This window comes from Burkholderia sp. S171, assembly GCF_009766085.1.
GTDB lineage: Bacteria > Pseudomonadota > Gammaproteobacteria > Burkholderiales > Burkholderiaceae > Caballeronia.
Genome location: NZ_LMUF01000030.1, coordinates 578,137 through 599,808 on the forward strand (window position 1 = coordinate 578,137; position 21,672 = coordinate 599,808).

Annotated in this window: 17 protein-coding genes, 1 tRNA gene and 1 pseudogene; 9 read left to right on the forward strand and 10 right to left on the reverse strand. The window is 60.8% G+C overall.

The window, feature by feature from the left end:
* Positions 1–56: 56 nt before the first annotated feature.
* From GSQ93_RS16440 to GSQ93_RS16460, 5 genes are all read right to left on the reverse strand, one after another.
* Positions 57–1,502: a hypothetical protein gene (locus GSQ93_RS16440; protein WP_254073894.1), complete on the reverse strand. Its 1,446-nt coding sequence runs from the start codon at positions 1,500–1,502 to the stop codon at positions 57–59.
* Positions 1,489–4,110, reverse strand: a complete 2,622-nt coding sequence (mutS, locus tag GSQ93_RS16445; RefSeq protein WP_158936862.1) for a DNA mismatch repair protein MutS — start codon at positions 4,108–4,110, stop codon at positions 1,489–1,491. Before mutS ends, GSQ93_RS16440 begins: the two co-directional genes overlap by 14 nt.
* Positions 4,111–4,455: 345 nt before the next feature.
* The gene (locus tag GSQ93_RS16450) at positions 4,456–4,824 is read right to left on the reverse strand and encodes a YqjD family protein (protein WP_158936700.1); all 369 of its coding nucleotides are present in this window, start codon (positions 4,822–4,824) and stop codon (positions 4,456–4,458) included.
* Between the two features lie 126 nt (positions 4,825–4,950).
* Positions 4,951–6,249: a lysophospholipid transporter LplT gene (gene lplT, locus GSQ93_RS16455; RefSeq protein ID WP_158936701.1), complete on the reverse strand. Its 1,299-nt coding sequence runs from the start codon at positions 6,247–6,249 to the stop codon at positions 4,951–4,953.
* Between the two features lie 245 nt (positions 6,250–6,494).
* Positions 6,495–7,295 carry an inositol monophosphatase family protein gene (locus GSQ93_RS16460; RefSeq protein WP_158936702.1) on the reverse strand — a complete coding sequence of 267 codons (801 nt, stop codon included), beginning with the start codon at positions 7,293–7,295 and terminating at the stop codon, positions 6,495–6,497.
* Positions 7,296–7,621: 326 nt separating this feature from the next.
* Between GSQ93_RS16460 and GSQ93_RS16465 the strand changes: the two genes are divergently transcribed.
* Complete coding sequence (locus GSQ93_RS16465) at positions 7,622–8,437, forward strand: RNA methyltransferase (protein ID WP_158936703.1); 816 nt, start codon at positions 7,622–7,624, stop codon at positions 8,435–8,437.
* A 247-nt stretch (positions 8,438–8,684) separates the two neighbouring features.
* Positions 8,685–9,473, forward strand: coding sequence for a serine O-acetyltransferase (gene cysE, locus GSQ93_RS16470; RefSeq protein WP_158936704.1), 789 nt, complete (start codon positions 8,685–8,687; stop codon positions 9,471–9,473).
* A gap of 70 nt (positions 9,474–9,543) precedes the next feature.
* On the opposite strand, the gene GSQ93_RS16475 is transcribed toward cysE, so the two are convergent.
* The 4 genes from GSQ93_RS16475 to GSQ93_RS16490 form a co-directional block, all read right to left on the reverse strand.
* Entirely contained in the window at positions 9,544–10,353 is an 810-nt protein-coding gene (locus tag GSQ93_RS16475; protein ID WP_158936705.1) for a UDP-2,3-diacylglucosamine diphosphatase, read from the reverse strand.
* On the reverse strand, positions 10,350–10,847 hold the full coding sequence (locus GSQ93_RS16480; RefSeq protein WP_158936706.1) for a peptidylprolyl isomerase: 498 nt from the start codon (positions 10,845–10,847) through the stop codon (positions 10,350–10,352). Before GSQ93_RS16480 ends, GSQ93_RS16475 begins: the two co-directional genes overlap by 4 nt.
* A gap of 193 nt (positions 10,848–11,040) precedes the next feature.
* On the reverse strand, positions 11,041–11,622 hold the full coding sequence (locus GSQ93_RS16485; protein WP_158936707.1) for a peptidylprolyl isomerase: 582 nt from the start codon (positions 11,620–11,622) through the stop codon (positions 11,041–11,043).
* A 106-nt stretch (positions 11,623–11,728) separates the two neighbouring features.
* Positions 11,729–12,607 (reverse strand): M48 family metallopeptidase, encoded by an 879-nt coding sequence (locus GSQ93_RS16490; protein WP_158936708.1) that lies wholly within the window; start codon positions 12,605–12,607, stop codon positions 11,729–11,731.
* Positions 12,608–13,031: 424 nt separating this feature from the next.
* Between GSQ93_RS16490 and cysS the strand changes: the two genes are divergently transcribed.
* The 7 genes and pseudogenes from cysS (at position 13,032) to GSQ93_RS16525 (ending at position 20,665) form a co-directional block, all read left to right on the forward strand.
* On the forward strand, positions 13,032–14,447 hold the full coding sequence (cysS, locus tag GSQ93_RS16495) for a cysteine--tRNA ligase (RefSeq protein WP_158936709.1): 1,416 nt from the start codon (positions 13,032–13,034) through the stop codon (positions 14,445–14,447).
* A 44-nt stretch (positions 14,448–14,491) separates the two neighbouring features.
* Positions 14,492–15,616, forward strand: a complete 1,125-nt coding sequence (locus GSQ93_RS16500; protein ID WP_158936710.1) for a DNA-3-methyladenine glycosylase — start codon at positions 14,492–14,494, stop codon at positions 15,614–15,616.
* Positions 15,617–15,748: 132 nt separating this feature from the next.
* The gene (locus GSQ93_RS16505) at positions 15,749–16,720 is read left to right on the forward strand and encodes an acetyl-CoA carboxylase carboxyltransferase subunit alpha (RefSeq protein ID WP_031363946.1); all 972 of its coding nucleotides are present in this window, start codon (positions 15,749–15,751) and stop codon (positions 16,718–16,720) included.
* 104 nt (positions 16,721–16,824) lie between these two features.
* Positions 16,825–18,264: a tRNA lysidine(34) synthetase TilS gene (gene tilS / locus GSQ93_RS16510; RefSeq protein ID WP_158936711.1), complete on the forward strand. Its 1,440-nt coding sequence runs from the start codon at positions 16,825–16,827 to the stop codon at positions 18,262–18,264.
* A 466-nt stretch (positions 18,265–18,730) separates the two neighbouring features.
* Complete coding sequence (locus GSQ93_RS16515) at positions 18,731–19,981, forward strand: aspartate kinase (RefSeq protein ID WP_158936712.1); 1,251 nt, start codon at positions 18,731–18,733, stop codon at positions 19,979–19,981.
* Between the two features lie 202 nt (positions 19,982–20,183).
* A tRNA-Ser gene (locus GSQ93_RS16520) sits at positions 20,184–20,277 on the forward strand.
* A 79-nt stretch (positions 20,278–20,356) separates the two neighbouring features.
* Positions 20,357–20,665 (forward strand): annotated as a pseudogene (locus GSQ93_RS16525) (HigA family addiction module antitoxin).
* Positions 20,666–20,787: 122 nt separating this feature from the next.
* On the opposite strand, the gene GSQ93_RS16530 reads toward GSQ93_RS16525, so the two are convergent.
* Positions 20,788–21,570, reverse strand: coding sequence for a helix-turn-helix domain-containing protein (locus GSQ93_RS16530; protein ID WP_158936713.1), 783 nt, complete (start codon positions 21,568–21,570; stop codon positions 20,788–20,790).
* Between the last annotated feature and the right edge of the window lie 102 nt (positions 21,571–21,672).

A 21,672-nucleotide genomic window follows, 5' to 3' on the forward strand; every position in this document is an offset into this window, starting at 1 on the left:
AGGCAGGTTGCTGCGCCTCGTTTCATTTCGTGCGGTTGATCCGTAAGCGGTGCTATTTATTGCCCCGTGCCTGCGGCCGATACGCTGCTCGCCGGACTCGCCGGACTCGCCGGACCCGAAGGCACGGGCAGAATCGGCGGCAGGTTGGCGGGCGAGTTCAAGTTCAGGTTCGGCGGCACTGAAGATGCGGACGTGCCAGTGTCCGGTTGCAGCGCCGGCGCGGAGCGTTGCACGGGTTGCGCTGGTTGAGCCGGCTGCACTGGCTGCATCTGCTGGAAGAACGATGAAGGCCCGGAGGACTCGTTTTCAATGCCGGGTATCGAAGCAGGCGAGGAGGAAGGCGACGAGGGCGAAGGTGCCGACGAAGGTATTGGCGAGGACCCGGGCGCGGTCGGCGCGGACGCCTGGCCGGGTGCCACTTGTCGCACGATCACGTCGCGCACGCGCACCCGAAAGGGCGGCCGCCATGCAAAGTCGGACTCCACTTCAAGCCATTGCGATTGCGGTTTCTTCAAGCCGATCGTGATGCGCGTCAGATTGCCCACCACCGCGCCTTTGTCGTTGCGCAGCGGCTGGTCGATGCGAAAACCCTTGGCTATCGGCGTATCCGACGTGTGGATCACGATCACAGGTCCGCGAAACAATTCGGCCGCCTTGACCAAGCTGCGCTTGAGTTCGAGAAAACCATCGCGTGATGTATCGCCGCGAGAAAAGTGCAGCCATGCGAAACGATCACGGCGCTCGTAACGCGCGAAGTCGGGGTCACCCTGCAGGATCACGACGACCGCGCGCATCTCCGAACGTCGCGCGGTTTCAACTGCATGTTCGAGCCAGAACGCATTGGCGACGGAGCGATCCTCGAATTCTCCATTGCGCCCCCCCGCGCTCAGATAGTGATTGTTCGGCGCGGGTGCGTTCAAGCCGATGAATGCGACACCGTCGGTTTGCCATCGGACATTTTCGCGGAACGGCCGAAAGCGCGCGACATCGCTTTCGCGAATCACGTTCATAGGCGTCTGACCGAGCGAACTCGAGTCGCCGAACAACAACTGTCGGATGAAATCCAGCCGCTCGACCGGATCGTAACTGCCCGCTTGCGCGCTTCCACAAGATGCCCAGTCGTTGCCGCCGGGGAGTAGGACGACGGGTTTGCGAGAGCTATCGAAGATTTGCTGACGCGTGTCGTAAAGCGAATCGCGGCACGGCTCCGTTTCGCCTTTGAGGTCGCCGTCGTAGACGATGAACGACGTGTTCCGTTCTTGTCCGATAGCGTTGAGCAGATGCTGGAGCGCAGTTTCGCCGGCGGGTTTGTCGAGGACGTTTGACGCGATCGCGAATGTCAGTGGCGTAGGCGGTGCGAGTGGCGGTGCTTCAGCTTGGGCGCGTTGCGGTCTTCCGCTCAGCAGGAAGAGGGCACTTAATCCAGTAACGATGACGCGGGTGCGCACCCTGCGTCGCGCGCTCGGCCAGCCGGTGGCAAAGTCCGTCTTAACGCGACGCATCCGGAGCGTTCGACGCCAGCTCATGTAGTTCGTAGAGCAAATCGAGTGCGTCGCGTGGGCGTAATTCGTTCGGATCGATTGCGCGCAGCCGGTCAAGCGCGGGGTGCGGCTGCGCCTCGACCGGTTCGTCATGTTCGTGGGCGTCAGGGATTTCAACAACAGGGGCTGCGAACAGGTCGAATTGCGGTGACGGCTGGCCGATCGACTGCTGCTCCAGATGCGCCAGGTGTTTCCTTGCGGCCTTGATGACAGCCGGTGGAACGCCTGCCAGTTGCGCGACTTGCAAGCCGTAGCTCTGGTTCGCCGGACCTTCGTTCACGGCGTGCAGGAACACGATGCCGTGGTCATGTTCGACCGCCGACAAATGCACGTTTGCAGCGTGAGCGAACTCGGCCGGCAACTGCGTCAGTTCGAAATAATGTGTCGCGAACAACGTATGGCAGCCGTTATGCGAGAGCAGATGGCGCGCGATGGCCCATGCGAGTGCGAGACCGTCGAACGTGGACGTGCCGCGGCCGATTTCGTCCATCAGCACAAGACTCGACGGCGTGGCGTCGTTGAGAATGGCCGCCGCTTCCGTCATCTCGACCATGAACGTGGAACGGCCGCCAGCGAGGTCGTCGGCGGCGCCGATGCGTGTGAAGATCCTGTCGATGGGTCCAAAGCACGCGCGTTTCGCGGGCACATAGCAGCCCACATAAGCGAGCAACGCGATCAACGCGGTCTGACGCATGAACGTCGACTTACCGCCCATGTTTGGCCCGGTGATCAGCAGCAGCTTGCGCTCGGTATTCAAGGAACAGTCATTGGCGATGAACTGCTCGACCTGCGCTTCCACTACGGGATGCCGTCCTTGCTCGATATCGACACCTGCATCGCCCGCGAATGACGGTGCGATCCAGTCGAGCGCGAGCGCCCGCTCCGCGAACGCGCCGAGCAAGTCGAGCTCCGCGAGCGCCGCCGCTACGCGCTGGCAATCGCCAATGTGCGGCAGCAGCGTTTGCAGCAGTGCGTCGTAGAGCATGCGCTCACGGGCTAACGCCCGGTCCTGTGCGGACAACGCCTTGTCTTCGAAGGTCTTCAACTCCGGCGTGATGTAACGCTCGGCGTTTTTCAGCGTCTGGCGACGGCGATAATCATCTGGAACCTTGTCCGTCTGACCGCGCGTGACTTCGATATAAAAGCCATGCACCTTGTTGTATTCGACCCGCAGGTTCGCGATGCCTGTTCGTGTGCGCTCACGCGTTTCCAGGTCGATCAGGAACCGGTCGCAGTTCTCGGAGATATCGCGAAGCTCGTCGAGGTCGGCATCGTAACCGCGCGCGATCACGCCACCGTCGCGGATCAGCGCCGCGGGTTCGGGCGCGATTGCGCGGCTCAGCAAGGCGTGGCATTCAGGCGGCGGCTCAAGCGATATATCGATACGTTCAAGCGATGCCGCATTCATCTTCACGGCGGCAAGCCGTTCGCGCAGTTGGGGCAGTGCCGCAAAGGTATCGCGCAGGCTGGAGAGATCGCGCGGCCGGGCCGACAGCAGCGCCAACCGTCCCGTAATCCGTTCGATATCCGAAATCTGCCGCAACGCTGCGCGCAAACCGTCCAGGCTCGCGGTGGCGGGCGCGTCGAGCAATGCGCCAATTGCACGCTGCCGGCTTTGCGCGATGGTGAAGTCGCGGGGCGGATGATGCAGCCAGTGCCGCAGCAGCCGGCTGCCCATAGTCGTGCAGCATGTGTCCAGCAGCGAGCACAAGGTGGGGGATTCCGTGCCGCGCAGGGTCTCGGTCAGTTCAAGATTGCGACGTGTGGCCGGATCGAGTCCGATGTACTCCGACTCGTACTCCACCTTCAGGCTGCGCACGTGCCGCAGTTGCTGGCCTTGGGTGGCGGCTGCGTACAACAGCAGCGCCCCCGCGGCGCCGCACGCGCAGGTCAGCGAGTGCGCGCCGAAGCCGTCGAGGCTGGCGACATCGAGTTGCTCACGCAGACGTTGCGTGCCCGAGTCGATATCGAAATGCCACGCGGGCGCCCGTGTTGTCGCTCCCACGTTCGGCACTTCGAACGGCGCGTTGGCCGTGGAAAACGAGTCGGCGATCAGCGTTTCCGCCGGGCGAATGCGCTCGAGCGCCGCGCTCAACTGATCGGGCGCGACTTCGGCGAGGCGCAATGCGCCGCTCGCCAGGTTCAGCCACGCCAAGCCGACGCTCGTGAGCACGCCGCGGCGGTTATGCGCCGGGCAAAGCGCGAGCAGGAAGACGTCGTTTTTGTCCGAGAGAAGCGCGGCATCAGTCAGCGTTCCGGGCGTGACTACACGCATGACCTTGCGTTCGACCGGTCCCTTCGAGGTCGCCGGATCGCCGATCTGCTCGCAAATAGCGACGGATTCGCCAAGTTTCACGAGCTTCGCCAGATATTGCTCGCACGAATGATGGGGGATGCCGGCCATCTTGATCGGATTTCCGCCTGACGCGCCGCGTTGCGTGAGCGTGAGGTCGAGCAGGCGCGAAGCTTTGACGGCGTCGTCGAAGAATAGCTCGTAGAAGTCGCCCATCCGGTAAAACACGAGCGTGCCGGGATGCTCCCCTTTGATGCGGAGGTACTGCTGCATCATGGGAGTATGGTGCGACAGATCGACGGCGACGCCGAGTTCCTGCGCGGCGGGGCTCAAGCCTTGAGCGGTAGACGAAACGGAGATATGCGTACCCATCTTGCGTGCGTGAATGTGCGAAAGTCCTAAGGGCACGAGTGTACCGCGTCGGCTGGTCGTGGGAATGTCGGCGGAATGGCTAACGCGGGAGCGGGCGCAATTTCTGATGCGCGTGCAGACGTTGAAGTGGACGTTGAAGTGGGCGTTGAGAAGCGCGCGTCCAAAAGCAAAAACGCCGGCATGCCGGCGTTTTTGCTTGACCTCGAATCTACCCTTGAATTCTAACCTTCGAATCTAACGCAAGACCGATCAGGAGCGTCCCGCCAGGAATCCGACCAGCAGTGCGAGTCCTGCCACCGCGCCAAGCGTATGCCACGGCTTGTCGTGAACGAATTCATCGGCGTAACCGGCGGCGTCGTTCAGCCGTCCTGCAATGGCGGAAGACGAGCCGTCGAACTGGGCGCGCGCCGTCTTCAGCTTGGCTTGCAAGTCTTTGCGCAGCTTGTCCACGTCGATGTCTTTCGCATCGCGGATGGAACTGTCGAGTTCGTCGAGCAGGCCGCGCAACTGCGTGCTGGCGGTATCGACCGCGTCGCTTGCGCCCTGAACCGCGCGATGGCCCACTTTGGCCGCGCCATTGATGTTGCTATCGAGTGTGGAACGTGTGAACAGACCCATTTGCAGCTCCTTTGACGTGTCGTTTGTTTATTTCAACCCACGCACTCCGCGAAGAGCGCGACTCTTTGCCGGCCGAACAAAGCATGCAGCAGATTCTGTTCCTGCACTCTAATCCCGTTCATTCTGTCACTCTTCAACCAGCGCGCCCAGATCCACCGTCCGCTCATTGCGTGCATGGCGCCGCATGGCAAGCCCCATCATCAGGCAGATAAACACGCCAAACACCACGATAATCCATTCCACGGGCAGACTGGTCGTCAGCAGAAGCGCATATGCGCCGAGCATCGATAAAACGGCAAGGTTCTGGTTGAAATTCTGAACCGCGATGGATGCCCCGGCGGACAACAGCGTCGCACCGCGATGCTGCAGGATCGCATTCATCGGCACGATGAAAAAGCCCGACAGCGCGCCCAGCAGAATCATCAGCGGATACGCGCCCAAAATATAAAGTGGCGCGAACAGCGGGCCGATATGCACGCCGGAACCCGCCGGAAACAGGTCCTTGTTGTAGAACGCCATGCCGACAGCTACAGCGCCCGTCACCACGCCGATCGGCAGGACCTTGAGCGAACTGCGCAACGGCACCCACGCGGCGGCCGCGCTTGCGCCAATCGCAATACCCAGGCCCGTCACGCCCTGCAACACAGCCGCTTTCGATAACGACAATCCCAGATTCGCCGCTGCCCATTTAAGCACCAGCAGTTGCAGCGTGACCGCCGCGCCCCACAGCAAGGTGGTGACCCACAACGCGATCTGCGCCAGCTTGTCGCTCCATAACACCTTGAATGCATGGATGAAATCGCCGACGAGCTTCGAGGGTTCCTTCAGCCGGTTAGGGTATCGCGCGCCGGTATCCGGAATGCCGATATTGATCACCGCTGCCGCGGCATAGACGACCATGACGGCGAACATGGCGGCATCGGCGGCCGAGCGAATCAGGATCAGGTGCGCGCCGCTGACAAAATGTTGAACATATTGGCTGACCAGCGCACCGCCGACTACAGTACCGAGAATCGTCGATCCGACTGTTGCCGACTCAAGCCACGCGTTGGCCGGGATGAGCTTTTCGGGCGGCAAAAGCTCGGTGAGGATGCCGTATTTCGCCGGGGAATACGCTGCTGCGCCGAGACCGACCACGCCGTAAGCGATCATGGGGTGCACGCCGAGGATCATCAGCGCGCAGCCGCCGGCCTTCAGCGCGTTGGAGACGAACATGACGTAGCGCTTCTGGATGGAATCGGCGAATGCACCCACGAACGGCGCGAGCAGCACGTACGAGATCGTGAAGAAAATCTGCAACAGCGGCGTGACCCACGACGCGGAATGCATCACCGAAAGCATCGCGATGGCGGCGATCAGCAGCGCGTTGTCGGCGAGCGACGAAACGAACTGCGCGGCAATGATCGTATAGAAGCCTTTTTTCATTGGACGGAGAGGACGGCGGCAGAAAAGGGTGAGGAATATCGCGAACGGCGAGCAGGACACTTTAGCGGAGCCGGCGAGGACGCGCAGAATTGCACGGGAACGCGAGGCTTTCGGACGCTTGCAGCGTGTTTTGGAAGCGGTCCCACGGCGGCCGCGACGGTGCGTGTGGAGCGTGAACTGGTGTACGGCGTGCTCAAACAAAAAAGGCGGCCGAAGCCGCCTGTTTCAACCCATCTACTCAACCGTCACGCGCTTTGGCGCGTCGTGGTGAACGGATCGAGGATCTTGATCATCTGTGCGTAGACCTTCGGATTGCCCGCTACGATCTCGCTCTTGTGCAGGAAGTCCGATTCGCCGGTGTAGTTACCCACCAGGCCGCCCGCTTCGGTGATCAGCAAGCTGCCCGCCGCCACGTCCCATGCATTGATGCCTTGCTCAAAGAACGCATCGAGCCGACCGGCTGCCACATTCGCCAGATCCAGTGCGGCGGCGCCCGGGCGACGCAAGCCGGCACAGGCTTCAGTCATCTGCGAGAAAAGTTTCGCATACGCGTCGAGGCCCGAGCCGTCGCGGAACGGGAAACCCGTGCCGACGAGTGCGTCGCCGAGGCGATCCAGTTTTGCCACGCGAATGCGCCGCTCGTTCAGGTAAGCGCCGCTGCCGCGCGACGCGGTGAACAGGTCGTTGCGAGTGGGGTCGTACACCACCGCTTGCGTGATGATGCCCTTGTGGGCGAGCGCGATGGAGACGCAGTAATACTGGAAGCCGTGGATGAAGTTGGTCGTGCCGTCGAGCGGATCGATGATCCACTGGAACTCCGAGTCCTTGTCCTGCGCACCGGATTCCTCAGCGAGGATGGAGTGCTTCGGATAAGCGGTGGTCAGCGTTTCGATAATCGCTGCCTCGGAGGCCTTGTCGACTTCCGTCACGAAGTCGTTGTGCTGTTTTTTGCTGACCTGAATGCGGTCCAGGTCCAGCGACGCACGATTGATGATCTGTCCGGCGCGGCGAGCGGCCTTGACAGCAATATTGAGCATCGGATGCATGAAAATAGTCCTTTGGCCGGCGGCTGTGCCCCACGCATACGCGAGAAGTCTCAACCCCGAACGGAAAACGGCCCAAACCAGCGGGCAAACACGACGTAGGTCGACGGCAACGAATTGAAGAAGAGCGGGGCGCGTGCCTTCTTTGAACCTGCAATAGCGCCGGATTACAGCGACTTGCAACAGCGGACACACGCGAATGGGCTATTTTACCCGAGTCGGCCGCCGGCGCGTCATGCTTGGCGGAGCTTATGTCGCTGGTTAGTCGCCGGATAGGCCGTGCGGCGATACCATGACGTCTCTTTCAACCTTCTGGCAAGCGTTTCCCCTTGGACCTGAACCCCTCATCAAACTCCCCTGATCGCCCGGACGACGGTTTTGCGTCAACCCGCTTCGTGCTGGTCGAGCCAAGCCACCCCGGCAATGTCGGTGCAGCCGCGCGCGCGCTCAAGACGATGGGATTCTCCCGGCTGGTCGTCGTCGCGCCGAAAATCGCGTTCGTCACGCGCGAGCCGGAAGCGATCGCGATGGCAAGCGGCGCCGACGACGTGCTTGCATCGGCGCGAGTGGTCGAAACACTCGCCGACGCCCTGACGGGCGTGCACTGGTCGATCGCGCTGACGGCGCGTTCGCGGGAATATGGGCCGCCGCAGATGGCGCCGCGCGCCGCGGCGGAGAAGGCCTGCGAGTTCCAGAGCCGGGGGCCGGGCGAGCATTCGGGCGCCATTGCGCTTGTCTTCGGTAACGAGCGCGTGGGCTTGTCGAATGCCGACGTGGAGCGCTGCAGCGCGCTCGCGCATATTCCGGCGAATCCCGCCTATAGCTCGCTGAATCTGGCGCAGGCGGTTCAGGTTCTGGCCTACGAACTGCGGCTGGCGCTGCTCAGTCGCGCGGACGTCATTCCCGCCATTGCCGCGACGGCGAGCCTGCCAACGGCGGGTCCAAGCGCGTCCAGTGACGAGATAGAAGGCATGTACGCGCATCTGGAACAGGCGCTGGTCGAACTCGATTTCCTCGATCCGGCCAATCCGAAGAAACTGATGTCGCGGCTTCGACGGCTATTTTCGCGCTCGGGGCTGGAGCACGAGGAGGTGAACATCCTGCGAGGTATCGCCAAGCATATTCTTCTAAAGATCAAGCGATAAGAAGGCTTAGGACGCGTCGAAATAGCAAGAAGGCAGTGATTTTCTCCCACCGGGCACCGGCGACGACAAATCGCGCGCTGCCTGCGTTCGACGCTTCCTTAACCCCTGACCGCATTGCCAGCGGGGGCATCGCAGCGAATTTCCACGGCGCGTCCTACAATCTGCGAAAACCAACTATCGATTCCCGAATCCGTGCTGAGCCGCGCGTTCGAAAATCGGCACCCCGGTCACCCACAGAGCCACCGCCATGTTCAATCGACTCCGCGAAGACATCGCCGCCATCCGCGAGCGCGATCCTGCCGCTCGCAGCGCCTGGGAAGTCGTGACGTGTTATCCGGGCTTTCATGCTGTCGTCCTGCACCGGATCGCGCATGCTTGCTGGCGCGCGGGCTGGCGTTGGCTCGGGCGATTTGTCTCGCAGTTCGCGCGTTTCATGACGGGCATCGAGATCCATCCCGGCGCGACGCTTGGACGGCGGGTGTTCATCGATCACGGCATGGGCGTGGTGATCGGCGAAACGGCGGAAATTGGCGATGACTGCACGATCTACCAAGGCGTGACGCTTGGCGGCACGTCGCTCGCGCGCGGCGCGAAGCGGCATCCGACGCTTGAGCGCGGCGTGATTGTCGGGGCGGGCGCGCAAGTGCTCGGCGGGTTCACGGTCGGCGCTGAAGCGAAGATCGGGTCGAACGCGGTAGTGGTGAAGCCGGTTCCGGCGGGCGGAACGGCCGTGGGTAATCCGGCGCGCGTGGTCATGCCGGCGACCATCAAACCCTCGCAAAAAAATTTGGGTGTGCCTGAGCGCGCGGCGTTCTGCGCATACGGCATCACGCCGAACGCCGATGATCCCGTGTCGCTGGCTATCCACGGCTTGATCGATCACGCGTCTACGCAAGCGCATCGTGTGGATGAGATTGTTGCGGCGCTTGAGAAACTGGGCACGCGCATAGATGCGATCAGCGGCCTCGAAGATGCCGCGTTCATCGATCTAAAGCGTCTCTCCGATGCAATGAAAGGCGAAGCAGCGCGGCGTTGAACGAGAGGGCGGGTTTCTATCGGGCATTGGCACGTAAGCACAAAAGCGAGAAACCCCCTCCCGCCTAAGCTCACTCCAGCGGTAACGCCCGAATCCCTTCGGCGTCCACGCGCAGATATCCGCCGCGTGGCTCGCCGTGATCCAGTTCCCAATCAGGCATGACCCAGCGAACGCCATCCCGTTCCCTGTGATGCGCGGGCAAATGCGTGTGGCCGTGGATCATCGTGTGGGTGCCGGTGCTCACAAACAGCTGCGCCACTGCCTGGCGCGTCACGTCATATTTCTCCTGCACCGGACGCATCCTGCCGTCTTCGCTGGTCGATCGCATGCGCTCCGCAATCGATAAACGCAGCTTCAACGGCAAACTCAAGAACAGTTGTTGCGCGACCGGGTTACGCGCAAACCGGCGAAAGCGCTGATAGGCGGGGTCCGCTGTGCAAAGCGCATCGCCATGCGCCACCACAATGCGCGTGCCGAATGCCGTGATGACAAACGGATCGGGCAACGCCAACGCCCCGGCGGCTCGCATGAAACGCTTGCCGAGCAGAAAATCGCGGTTGCCGTGCATCACATACAACGCAATACCGCGTTCGGACAAGGTATGCATCAACGCCGTCATGCGCCTCGCGAATGCTGCGCGCGGCCCGGGCACTGCTGCATTCAGCACGTCGTCGCCCACCCAGAATTCGAACAGGTCGCCGAGGATGAACACCGAGTCGGCATCGTTCGCCGTCACCTCGATGAAATGCTCGAACGCCGCCACCGTGTTTGGAATGGCGTCGCTCAAATGGAGATCGGAAATGAAAAACAGCGGGCGCGCTGTATCTTTCGCGCCCGCTGTTTCGGCTGTTTCGATCACGCTGTGCGTCGAGTCGGTCATTCCCCGGCGACGACAGCCTTTTCGATCACGACGTCATCCACCGGCACGTCCTGATGAAAGCCCTTCGAGCCCGTCTTGACCTTGCGGATCTTGTCGACGATATCGAGGCCATCCACGACCTTGCCGAATACCGCGTAACCCCAGCCTTGTGGCGACGGCGACGAGTGGTTCAGGAACTCGTTGTCACCCACGTTGATGAAGAACTGCGCGGTGGCCGAATGCGGGTCGTTGGTGCGCGCCATGGCGACGGAACCGTGCTCGTTCTTCAGGCCGTTGTTTGCTTCGTTGTCGATCGGTGCGTCCGTCGGCTTTTGCTTCATGCCCGGTTCGAAACCGCCGCCCTGGATCATGAAACCGTCGATCACGCGATGGAACACCGTGTTGTCGTAGTGGCCTTTCTTGACGTAGTTCAAAAAGTTTTCGACTGACTTGGGAGCCTTCTCAGTGTTCAGCTCGATCTTGATGATGCCGTGATTCGTATGCAGTTCGACCATGATGTGTTCCTTTCCTTTTCAAGAGTAGATGGAGCAATACGCGATGCGCACGGCGTATGCCTGCTTCATGCCTGCTTCATGCGTGCCCGCCACGAAGGCGAGCGGCTACGACTTGTTCCCCGGGCCTGGGCTTGACAGGCTCATTGCCCTGCTGATTCCCACGCTTGATTTCCGCACGATTACTTCCGGACGATCACTTCCCGACGACAGTAGCCGACTGGATCACGACGTTCGTTTGCGGCACATCGCCCATCGGGCCGCGCGTGGTAGTCGGCGTGCCTTCGATCTTCTTCACTACGTCCATGCCCGCGACCACCTTGCCGAACACGGCATAACCGTTGCCGTCGCCGTTGGGGTAATCGAGGCCGGTGTTATCGACCGTGTTGATGAAGAACTGCGAGGTTGCCGAATCCGGATCGCTCGTGCGGGCCATCGCGAGCGTGCCGGTCGCATTCTTCAGGCCGTTCTTGCTTTCGAGCGGGATGGGCGCGCGCGTGGGCTTCTCAGCAAAGCTCGTCGTGTAGCCGCCGCCCTGAATCATGAAGCCCGGAATCACGCGATGAAAAATCGTGCCGTTGTACTGGCCTGACTTTACATAGTCCAGGAAGTTGGCGACGCTTTTCGGCGCCTTCTCAGGATACAACTCAACCTTGATGTCGCCTTGTGAAGTCTTGAGCAGCACGGTCGGGTGAGCAGCAGTCTGCGACGACTGAGCGAAGGCGGGCGCCTGGGCAATGAGTGCAGCGCTGCCGAGCGCCAACAACAAACTTTTCATGAGCAATCGATCCTCTGGTTGGAGCAGCTACGGGTGAAGACTTGTCGAACGTTCACACATTTCGATGCGTGGCTGTCTGAACGTTCGATCCTGCCGGATTATCGGATTATGGATTCGTGGGCGCGAAATAAGGCGTGGTGGAGAGCGGCACGCTGGGTCCGGCGAACGGCGAGTAAAGCGGCGATGACATGTCGTAGGACGTAGTGCCTGACGAGGTGCCCGACGTACTACTCGACGCCGGCGCGGTCCAGTCGTTAGACGTTGCACTCGACGAAGACGCCGCGGACGACGATGACGCCGCCACCGGCGCCGAAGCGCCCGATACGTGCGAGGCACCCGACGCGGCCGCCGCAGCAGCAGCTTCCGGACGACGTCGTGGCGGCGGCGAGACGATCTTCTGAATGTCGCCCACGCGCTGCGCCGTCAACGGACTCTTCGACCCAAGCCCCTGCGCCCGTTTATACGATTCGCTCGCGAGCCGCAGATAAAGATCGCCAAGATTTTCGTATGCCAACGCGTAACTCGGATTCGCCTTCGTCGCGGTTTCGAGCGCGACGCGTGCTTCATCGTAGCGGCCCTTCTTGGCGTAGAGCGCGGCAAGATTGTTATACGGCTCAGGCAGTTCCGGATAGGCTTGCGTAAGCTCGGTGAACGCAGCGATGGCTTCGTCGTCCCGGTTCAAACGCGCGAGTACGGTCGCACGCTTGAACTTGGCCTGCACGTCGCGCGGGTTGGTCTTCAGGCGTGCGTCGAGCTGCGCGAGCGCGCTTGGCCATTGCTTCTGCGAAATAGCCAGGTCGATAGCCGGCGTGTCGTCCGCGGTAGCGGTGGAGACTTGTGCAAGCGCCGGCGTAACCGCCAAAAACGCTGCGCCAAGGCCGAATGTGACGGTTGCAAGGGCGGTCGCCGCTAGCTTGGCAACGCTTGATGCGCGGCCGCTTGAAGGTTTCATAGGCTCTGGTCTGGATGTTATACTCCGACCCATTCTAACAAAACGTCTGCAACGTTCCGCTGAACGTCCAGACAGTCTTTACGCCACTCGCGGCCGCCCCCGTTTTGATCGCAGCGTGACCGTCATGTTTCTCGTGATGGCGCGCACGGTTCCCAGCGCTTCAAGTCCGAAGCCGGGCCGGGTCAAACATGTTGAACGTGCTGGAACTTGCTGGAACGTGTCACATCGCTGATGTTCGCGTCGACATCGTTCTTGTTGCTGGTTCAATTGTCGTTCTCGATGTTGCTCTTGTTTCACGGCTACCTGTAGCATGGGTCGCAGCAGTGCAGAAAGCACCGTTGTCACCGTTCATATTGGCAGCCAGAAACGAATGCGAACGAGCGCGGACATGCAGCACGCCGTCACAACATTGGCCAGCAGTCGAAATACGGATGTCCCGGCCCACGCACCATCGCTTATGAACTCATTGCGCATCTACAACACGCTCGCGCGTGACAAGCAACCTTTTGTGCCGCTCCGTGCCGGAGAAGTGCGCATGTATGTTTGCGGAATCACGGTGTATGACTATTGTCATGTCGGGCACGCACGCATGATGATCGTGTTCGATATTGTCCAGCGCTGGCTTCGCACGCTCGGATACAACGTGACTTATGTGCGCAACATCACAGACATCGACGACAAGATCATTCGCCGCGCGGTGGAAAACGGTGAATCGATCAAGGCGCTGACGGGACGATTCATCCAGGCCATGTATGACGACCTCGATGCGCTCGGCGTGGCCCGTCCTGATCTCGAACCCCGTGCGACCGATTTCGTTCCGCAGATGCTGGGCATGATCCAGACGCTCGTGCAGAACGGTTACGCGTATCAAGGGAAAGACGGCGATGTGAACTATGCGGTGCGCAAGTTCGAGGGCTACGGCAAGCTGTCGGGCAAGTCGATTGAAGACCTGCGCGCGGGCGAACGTGTGGCGGCAAACGACGCCAAACAAGATCCGCTCGACTTCGTATTATGGAAGCGCGCGAAGGAAGGGGAGCCGCCGGACACGGGCTGGGACTCGGCATGGGGACGCGGCCGGCCGGGCTGGCATATCGAATGTTCAGCCATGGGATGCACCTTGCTGGGCGATCGCTTCGACATTCACGGTGGCGGCCAGGACCTGCAGTTTCCGCACCATGAGAATGAAATTGCGCAGAGCGAGGCCGCAACGGGCGTTCAGTTCGTGAACTACTGGATGCATAACGGCTTCGTGCAGATCGACAGCGAAAAGATGTCGAAGTCGCTGGGCAACTTCTTTACCATCCGCGAAGTCCTCGAAAAATTCGATGCGGAAGTCGTGCGCTTTTTTATTGCAAGGGCACACTATCGTTCGCCGCTCAATTACAGCGACGTTCATATAGACGACGCACGTGGGGCGCTCACGCGTTTGTACACAGCGTTGAAAGACGTGACGCCGGATGTCGCGCCGCTTGACTGGAACGAAGCGCATGCGCAACGTTTTCGCGCGGCGATGAACGACGATTTCAACACGCCGGTTGCGATCGCCGTGTTGTTTGAATTGGCGAGTGAAGTGAATCGCTCGCAGGACACCGTGCTAGCACGTCAATTGAAGGAACTGGCCGCTCTGCTCGGATTGTTGCAACGTGAGCCGCGTGCGTTTCTTCAGGACACACCGCGTAGTCGCGATAGTGCTGGCCAAGAGGGTGCAGAAAACCTCACGCCTGCCGATATAGACATGAAGATCGCCGCTCGCGTTGCTGCGAAGCAGGCAAAGAACTATGCCGAAGCAGACCGGATTCGCGCCGAATTGCTCGAAGCCGGGATTGCACTTGAAGACAAACCGGGTGGGTTGACCGAATGGCGTCGCAGCTAAGCGCCTCTCGTTCCCTTTGATCGACTCGCCAGGTAGGAGGCATGATGGCAACGGCCAGAAAGGCGCCGGCTAAACGAGCCGCGTCCGGTAGTATCGCAGCGCCCGCGAGCAAGGTCGCGCGGCGTGCGCAGGTGAAAACGTCGAAGGTGTCGACGCCCGAGGCGAAGCTCGCCAACGGTGCTGGCCACGACGGAGAGCGCAAGACGGTATCGAAGAAACGTGCGGTCAATGGCGTGGTCCATGACGGCGTCGCTAAAACCGTCGCTAAAACCGTCGCTAAAACGAACGGTCTCGTTCGCGCGCGCAAGTCAGTGCGGGCAACCGCGCCTTCAGGGTCCGCGAAAGTGTCGGCCAAGGTGTCATCGAAGAAGGTGATCGGCGACACCAACGGCGTGCTCGACGTAAAAGCCGATGAGACCGACGTCAGCCGCGACGCAACGCAGGCGCTCGTGCGCGCTCCGCAGACCGACGGCGAGATTGTCCGCAAGTCGCGTGCGATCACGGCCGAGAAAACCGTGCCGGTGCAGACGCCCGGTTTGTCGGCGGAAGCGGCTCGCCCCGAGTATTGGGACAAGGCGTGCGCCGACCTCGTCAAGCGCGACCGTATCCTAAAGAAACTGATTCCGAAGTTCGGCCCGGTGCATTTGATCAATCGCGACGATCCGTTCACCACGCTTGCCCGTTCGGTGGTCGGCCAGCAAATTTCCGTGACGGCGGCTCAGGCTATCTGGAAGCGTGTGGAGGGGGCGTGCCCAACGCTCGCGCCGCAGCAGTTCATCAAGGTGGGACCGGTGAAGTTGCAGTCGTGCGGGTTATCGAAGCGGAAGTCCGAATATATCCTCGATGTCGCACAGCATTTCGTTTCGGGTGCGCTGCACGTGGATAGCTGGACATCAATGGAAGATGAAGCTGTGATCGCGGAGTTGACGCAGATTCGCGGCATCGGCCGGTGGACGGCGGAAATGTTCCTGATCTTCAACTTGTCGCGCCCGGACGTCCTGCCGCTCGATGATCTCGGCTTGATCCAGGCCATCAGCGTCAACTATTTCAGCGGCGAACCCGTGACGCGCAGCGAAGCGCGTGAAGTCGCGGCGAACTGGGAGCCGTGGCGCACCGTTGCGACCTGGTACATGTGGCGCAGCCTTTATCCCGTCCCCGCCGATCACTAAAATTCTCCGATCGCAGGGTCGGGTCGCAGTCGGCGGACTATTGATATCTTATAATCAATAGCTGCGACCCGAAATGTAGTGAGGCCGGCGCGGTTAGAATACGCGCTGCCCGATGCTTTAGGATTCGAACATATGAAGACCACGTTTCTGGATTTCGAACAGCCGATCGCTGAACTCGAAGCGAAGATCGAAGAATTGCGCTTCGTTCAGGACGATTCCGCTGTCGATATTTCGGAAGAAATCGAGCGGCTGTCGAAGAAGAGCCAGCAACTCACCAAAGATCTCTATGCCAACCTGACCCCTTGGCAGGTTTCGCAGATCGCGCGCCATCCGCAGCGCCCGTATACGCTCGACTATGTGAACGAGCTTTTCACCGACTTCCACGAACTCCATGGCGACCGCTCTTATGCGGACGATCTGGCTATTGTCGGCGGTCTGGCGCGATTCAACGGCCAGCCCTGCATGGTGATCGGCCAGCAGAAGGGCCGCGACACGAAAGAGCGCGCAGCGCGCAATTTCGGCATGCCGCGCCCGGAGGGGTATCGGAAGGCTGAGCGGCTCATGCGGCTGGCAGAGAAATTCGGCTTGCCGATTTTTACGTTCATCGATACCCCCGGCGCGTATCCCGGTATTGGGGCAGAGGAGCGTGGGCAGTCGGAAGCAATCGGTCGTAATCTGTATGTGATGGCTGAACTGAAAACGCCGATTGTGGCGACCATCATCGGCGAAGGTGGTTCTGGCGGTGCGCTGGCTATTGCCGTTGCTGACAGCGTGCTGATGCTGCAATTCTCAACCTATTCGGTGATTTCGCCCGAGGGCTGTGCGTCCATTTTGTGGAAAAGCGCGGCGAAGGCGCCCGAAGCGGCCGAAGCGCTGGGTTTGACGGCTCATCGGCTGAAGGCGTTGGGATTGATCGACAAGATCGTCAACGAGCCGCTGGGCGGCGCGCATCGCGATCCGAAAGGCATGGCTGCATTGTTGCGCCGTGCATTGGCGGATACATTGCGCCAGTTCCACGGCATGAATGCGCTCGACGTTCGTGCGCGCCGCTTCGACAAGCTGATGGCGTACGGCAAGTTCAAGGAAAACCTGCCGGGTGCGTGAAGCTTGAGCGCGGCGCTCATGGTTCCCTCTGTGCAGGCCACCTTCAAGGTGCCTCGAAGGTGGCCTCGAAGGTGCCATGAAGGCAACTTAACAAGCCGACCCCTGTGACATCCTCCGACATTGACACTCCCGCCAGCCGCCTCGTGATCGATGCGGTGCGCGCGGCGTTCGCCGATGTGCCCGGCTCTCCTCAACCCACCATCGCCATTGCGCTCAGCGGCGGTCTCGACTCGACTGCGCTGCTCGATGCCGCAGTTCGATGCGCGGGGTCATCGCGCGTGATCGCGCTGCATATCCATCACGGCTTGAGTCCGAACGCCGATGCCTGGGCCGCGCATTGTCACGCGTTCGCGCAAACGTTAGGCGTCAGGTTCGCGTCGCGTCAGGTCGACGTGGTACGCGAAGGCGGCGAGAGCCTGGAAGCGGCGGCGCGTGACGCGCGTTATCGCGCACTCGACGCGCTCTGCGACGAGCAGGGCGCAAGCGCCCTTTGGCTCGCGCATCACGCCGACGACCAGGCGGAAACCGTGCTGCTGCAATTGCTGCGCGGCGCGGGCGTGGCCGGGCTCGCCGCCATGGCGCCGCAACGCGCCGACGGTGCCTCCACGCCGCGCGTGCGGCCGTTATTGCATCTGTTGCGTGCACAACTCGAGCACTACGCGCATGAGCGCGATCTGCGCTGGATCGATGACGAATCCAACGCCGATACCCGCTATGCCCGCAATGCGCTGCGTCATGACGTGCTACCGGCGCTCGCTGTGCATTTCCCGGGTTTCCGCGATGCGCTTGCGCGGACCGCGTCGCATGCGGCATCGGCGCAAAGGTTGCTCGATGAACTCGCGCGCATCGATATGACCTCGGCTCAAAGTGACGAAGAAGGCGCGCTGGCCTTGTCAGCGGTACTCGCTTTCGACGATGAACGCGCGATCAACCTGCTGCGTTACTGGATGCGCTCGCTCGGGCTGCTGGCAGCATCGGCGGCGCGTATTGGCGAGGTGTTGCGGCAATTGCGCGACGCTGCGGTTTCCCGGGACGGTCACGCGTTGCGCATCGATCACGCCGGGTTTTGCTTGCGGGCATATCGCGATTCGATCTTCTGGGAAAAGGGCGATAGCGCGGATCCCGCTGATCTCGACGATGGCGCAAATCCCGCGCGTATGGCGAGCGTGCTGAACTGGAACGGCGAAAGTATCTGGCGCTTGCCGCATTGGCGGGGGACGTTCGTGTTCAAATCGGCGGCACGGGGCGATGAAGACGCGGTGTCCGAAGCCACGCTGCGCGCCGCGCCGCTTTGCGCACGGTCGCGTGCGGGCGGTGAGCGCTTGTATTTGAGTGCGGATGGCCCCGGCAGGACCCTGAAAAACCTGTTTCAGGAGCGCGGTGTGCCGGGCTGGAAACGCGATGTCCCGCTGGTGTTTCTCGGTGAAACCTTGCTGTTCGTGCCGTCCATTGGCGTCAATCGTGCCTGCGCCGAAGTAAGCGGCGATGGCCACGCGCTTGGCTATAGGCGGATCGAGTGGCAACCGGACCTGGTTATCGCGTGAACGGCTAGCTGGTGCGCTTACGCGCGGCATTTGCAGAGTTCCAGCCTTGCAGAAACTCAATCTGCCCCGTTTTTTAGTGGTTCATAGGCCGCAACAAATCCGGTCAATTTTTCTTGAGAACGGCCTGTAAACGGCCCGCAAACGCGTCGAATCGCCCGCGCAGGCTTGTGTTTTAGCCCTTGATCGGGTACGTTTACCGGTTTCCCGCAACGCTTTTCAAGCAGCTTTTCCGTCCAGAAGACGCGTTTTTAGCAGCCAGAATTGCATTTTGCGCGCGAGCCAACCTTGCGCGTGCGGCTACCGCGCTTCGTCGTCACGCTTAAGTCGTCGATCGCACCGATCCAGGGCGTTGCTTGTGTTTCCTCAAGCCGGCTTCTGATGCAATACGTGAAACACGTGCAGTCATGCAGTACGCGGCGCATCAAACGGTGCGCCAGCGCGGCTTTTCCTCCTGTTCAAAACGACAATGGCACTCATCGTACATAAATACGGCGGCACTTCGATGGGCTCCGTCGAGCGCATCAAGAACGTCGCCAAGCGCGTCGCGAAATGGCACAGAGCCGGCCACAAGATGGTCGTCGTCCCGTCGGCCATGTCCGGCGAAACGAACCGCCTGCTCGGCCTCGCGCGCGAAATCACCGCAAATCCTGACCCGCGCGAACTCGACATGATCGCGTCCACCGGCGAGCAAGTCAGCGTCGGCCTGCTCGCGATTGCGTTGCAGGCGGAAGGGCTGGAAGCGGTCAGCTATGCCGGCTGGCAAGTGCCGATCAAGACCGACAGTGCGTTCACGAAAGCACGCATCAGCGACATCGACGGCACGCGTGTGCTCGCCGATCTCGACGCAGGCAAGGTCGTGGTGGTCACGGGCTTCCAGGGCGTCGATCCGGACGGGCATATTGCCACGCTGGGACGCGGTGGTTCGGACACGTCGGCGGTCGCGATTGCGGCGGCGTTGAAAGCCGATGAATGCCTGATCTATACGGACGTTGACGGTGTCTACACCACGGACCCGCGCGTGGTCGAAGAAGCGCGCAGACTGGATCGCGTGACGTTCGAAGAGATGCTGGAAATGGCGAGCCTCGGGTCGAAGGTGCTGCAGATCCGTTCGGTGGAATTCGCCGGTAAATATCAGGTCAAGACGCGCGTGTTGTCGAGCCTGACGGACCCGTTGATTCCGCTCGAAACCGAAATGCGCTCGGGCACCCTGATTACTTTTGAAGAAGACGAGACCATGGAAAAAGCTGTTATCTCGGGCATCGCATTTCAGCGCGACGAAGCGCGCATTGCCGTGATGGGCGTGCCCGACAAGCCGGGCATTGCGTATCAGATCCTCGGACCGGTGGCCGATGCGAATATCGACATCGACATGATCATCCAGAACACGAGCGTGGACGGTAAGACCGACTTCACGTTCACGGTGGGCCGCGGCGATTACACGCATGCCATGGAGATCCTCTCGAATCAAGTGAAGGACCACGTGAAGGCCGAACAGGTGCGTGGCGATCCGAAGGTGTCGAAGGTGTCCGTGGTTGGCGTGGGCATGCGCTCGCATGTGGGTATTGCGAGCACGATGTTCCGTACGCTGGCGGAGGAGGGCATCAATATCCAGATGATCTCGACATCGGAGATCAAGATCTCGGTGCTTATCGACGAAAAATATACCGAGCTTGCGGTGCGCGCGCTGCATAAGGTGTTCGAACTCGATCGAGGCTGAAGGACAGCCGGGGAAGGTGTGGGTGTGACAGCGTGCCGCGCGTTTCTTGGCGGTAGTTGAAACAAGCCACTTGATAACGTGCAAAGCGCTGTTCGATGCAATTCACGAGATGAAAAATTTTGTCTCATGAAATTGACCCGCAGCGGCTAACCCGCTATCATTCTGGCTTCGTCGCGCTGACTCCCGCGTGACAGAAAGTGCAGGAGACGTGGCCGAGAGGTTGAAGGTACTCCCCTGCTAAGGGAGCATCTGGGCTAAAACCTGGATCGAGGGTTCGAATCCCTCCGTCTCCGCCAGAAGAATGCAAAGCCCCGTAGGTCTAACGACTTACGGGGTTTTTGTTATTTTGGGTGAATTAAATGATGGCGGCGAGCGATGATTCAACGTAATCCCCCTCATCCTGGTTCGCTGCTGCGCGAGGATGTTTTGCCGGCCCTGGGCTTGTTGACGGTAAGCGAGGCAGCCGAGTAAGTCGGCGTGTCCCGCGCAACCCTCTGGCGGGTTATCAATTAGCGCGCTGCTATCAGTCCCGAGATGGCTGCCCGACTCGAGCAGTGGACAACTGGACCGTCCGCGCTCGGCTGGTTGCAAATGCAAGTTAAATACGACATGTGGCAACTTCGCGCGAAGGGCATTCCGAAGGTCGCCCGGGCTCGCCCCGGCGCGCATGCACAGGCCGCTTAGGCGCCGATCGTTACGGCCGGAACGCAGGCGTATGGGTTGCTGACTTGCACAGTTGAGGTTAGTCCGCCGGTCCGGAATATTTCATTAGGGTAACTAACGAAACAGAATTGCGTGATCGCACCTCACCGCCTCAACGCCGCCGCGGTCGCTTCATCGGCCGGAAAAAACAGTTCGATCGCCAGCTCCGACAATGTGATATCAATCGGCGTGCCAAATATCATCGTTGTACTGATGAATGACAACTGGCCCGCGGCCGTGCTCAACACGAACGGGATCACAATAGAAGATTCCCCCGCGTCATTCCGATCGGCTCCTCCCGGATAACGCTTCAGCTCACCGCGTAACGCACTCAACTGCGGATCAGCGCTCAGGGCAATCTGACGCTCCAGCCGCTCCAGCAAATGCGTGCGCCATTGCCCGAGATTCACAATCTTCGACGCCAACCCCCGCGGATGCAGACTTAACCGCAACACATTCACCGGCGGTTCAAGCAACGCTGGATCAGCATCAGCGATAAGCGCAGCCACCGCACCATTTGCCGACACCAAATTCCAATGCCGGTCGATAGCCAGCGCCGGATACGGCTCGTGCCCCTTCAAGATTTGCTCGACTGCGGTTCGTGCGGGCTGCATCGATTGATCCGTGAGTGAGCGTTCCTGGAACACCGGCGCGAATCCTGCCGCGTTCAGCAACTCGTTACGCTCACGCAGCGGCACTTCAAGATACTCCGCAAGCCGCAGCACCATCGCGCGGCTCGGCGCGGCACGCCCCGTTTCGATAAAACTCAGATGCCGGCTCGAAATCTCCGCTTCGCTGGCCAGATAAAGCTGGCTCATGCGCCGTCGTTCGCGCCAGTGCTTGATCATTGGGCCGATACCCACAGCCGTCGCAGTCAGTGTGTTCATGCACGTACCTTATCAAACCGGCGCACGTGGCTCCATTACCTGTCAGGTAATCGACGTACGACATGCTCGTCCCGATGATTGCTCCCAGGCCGCGCTAATCCC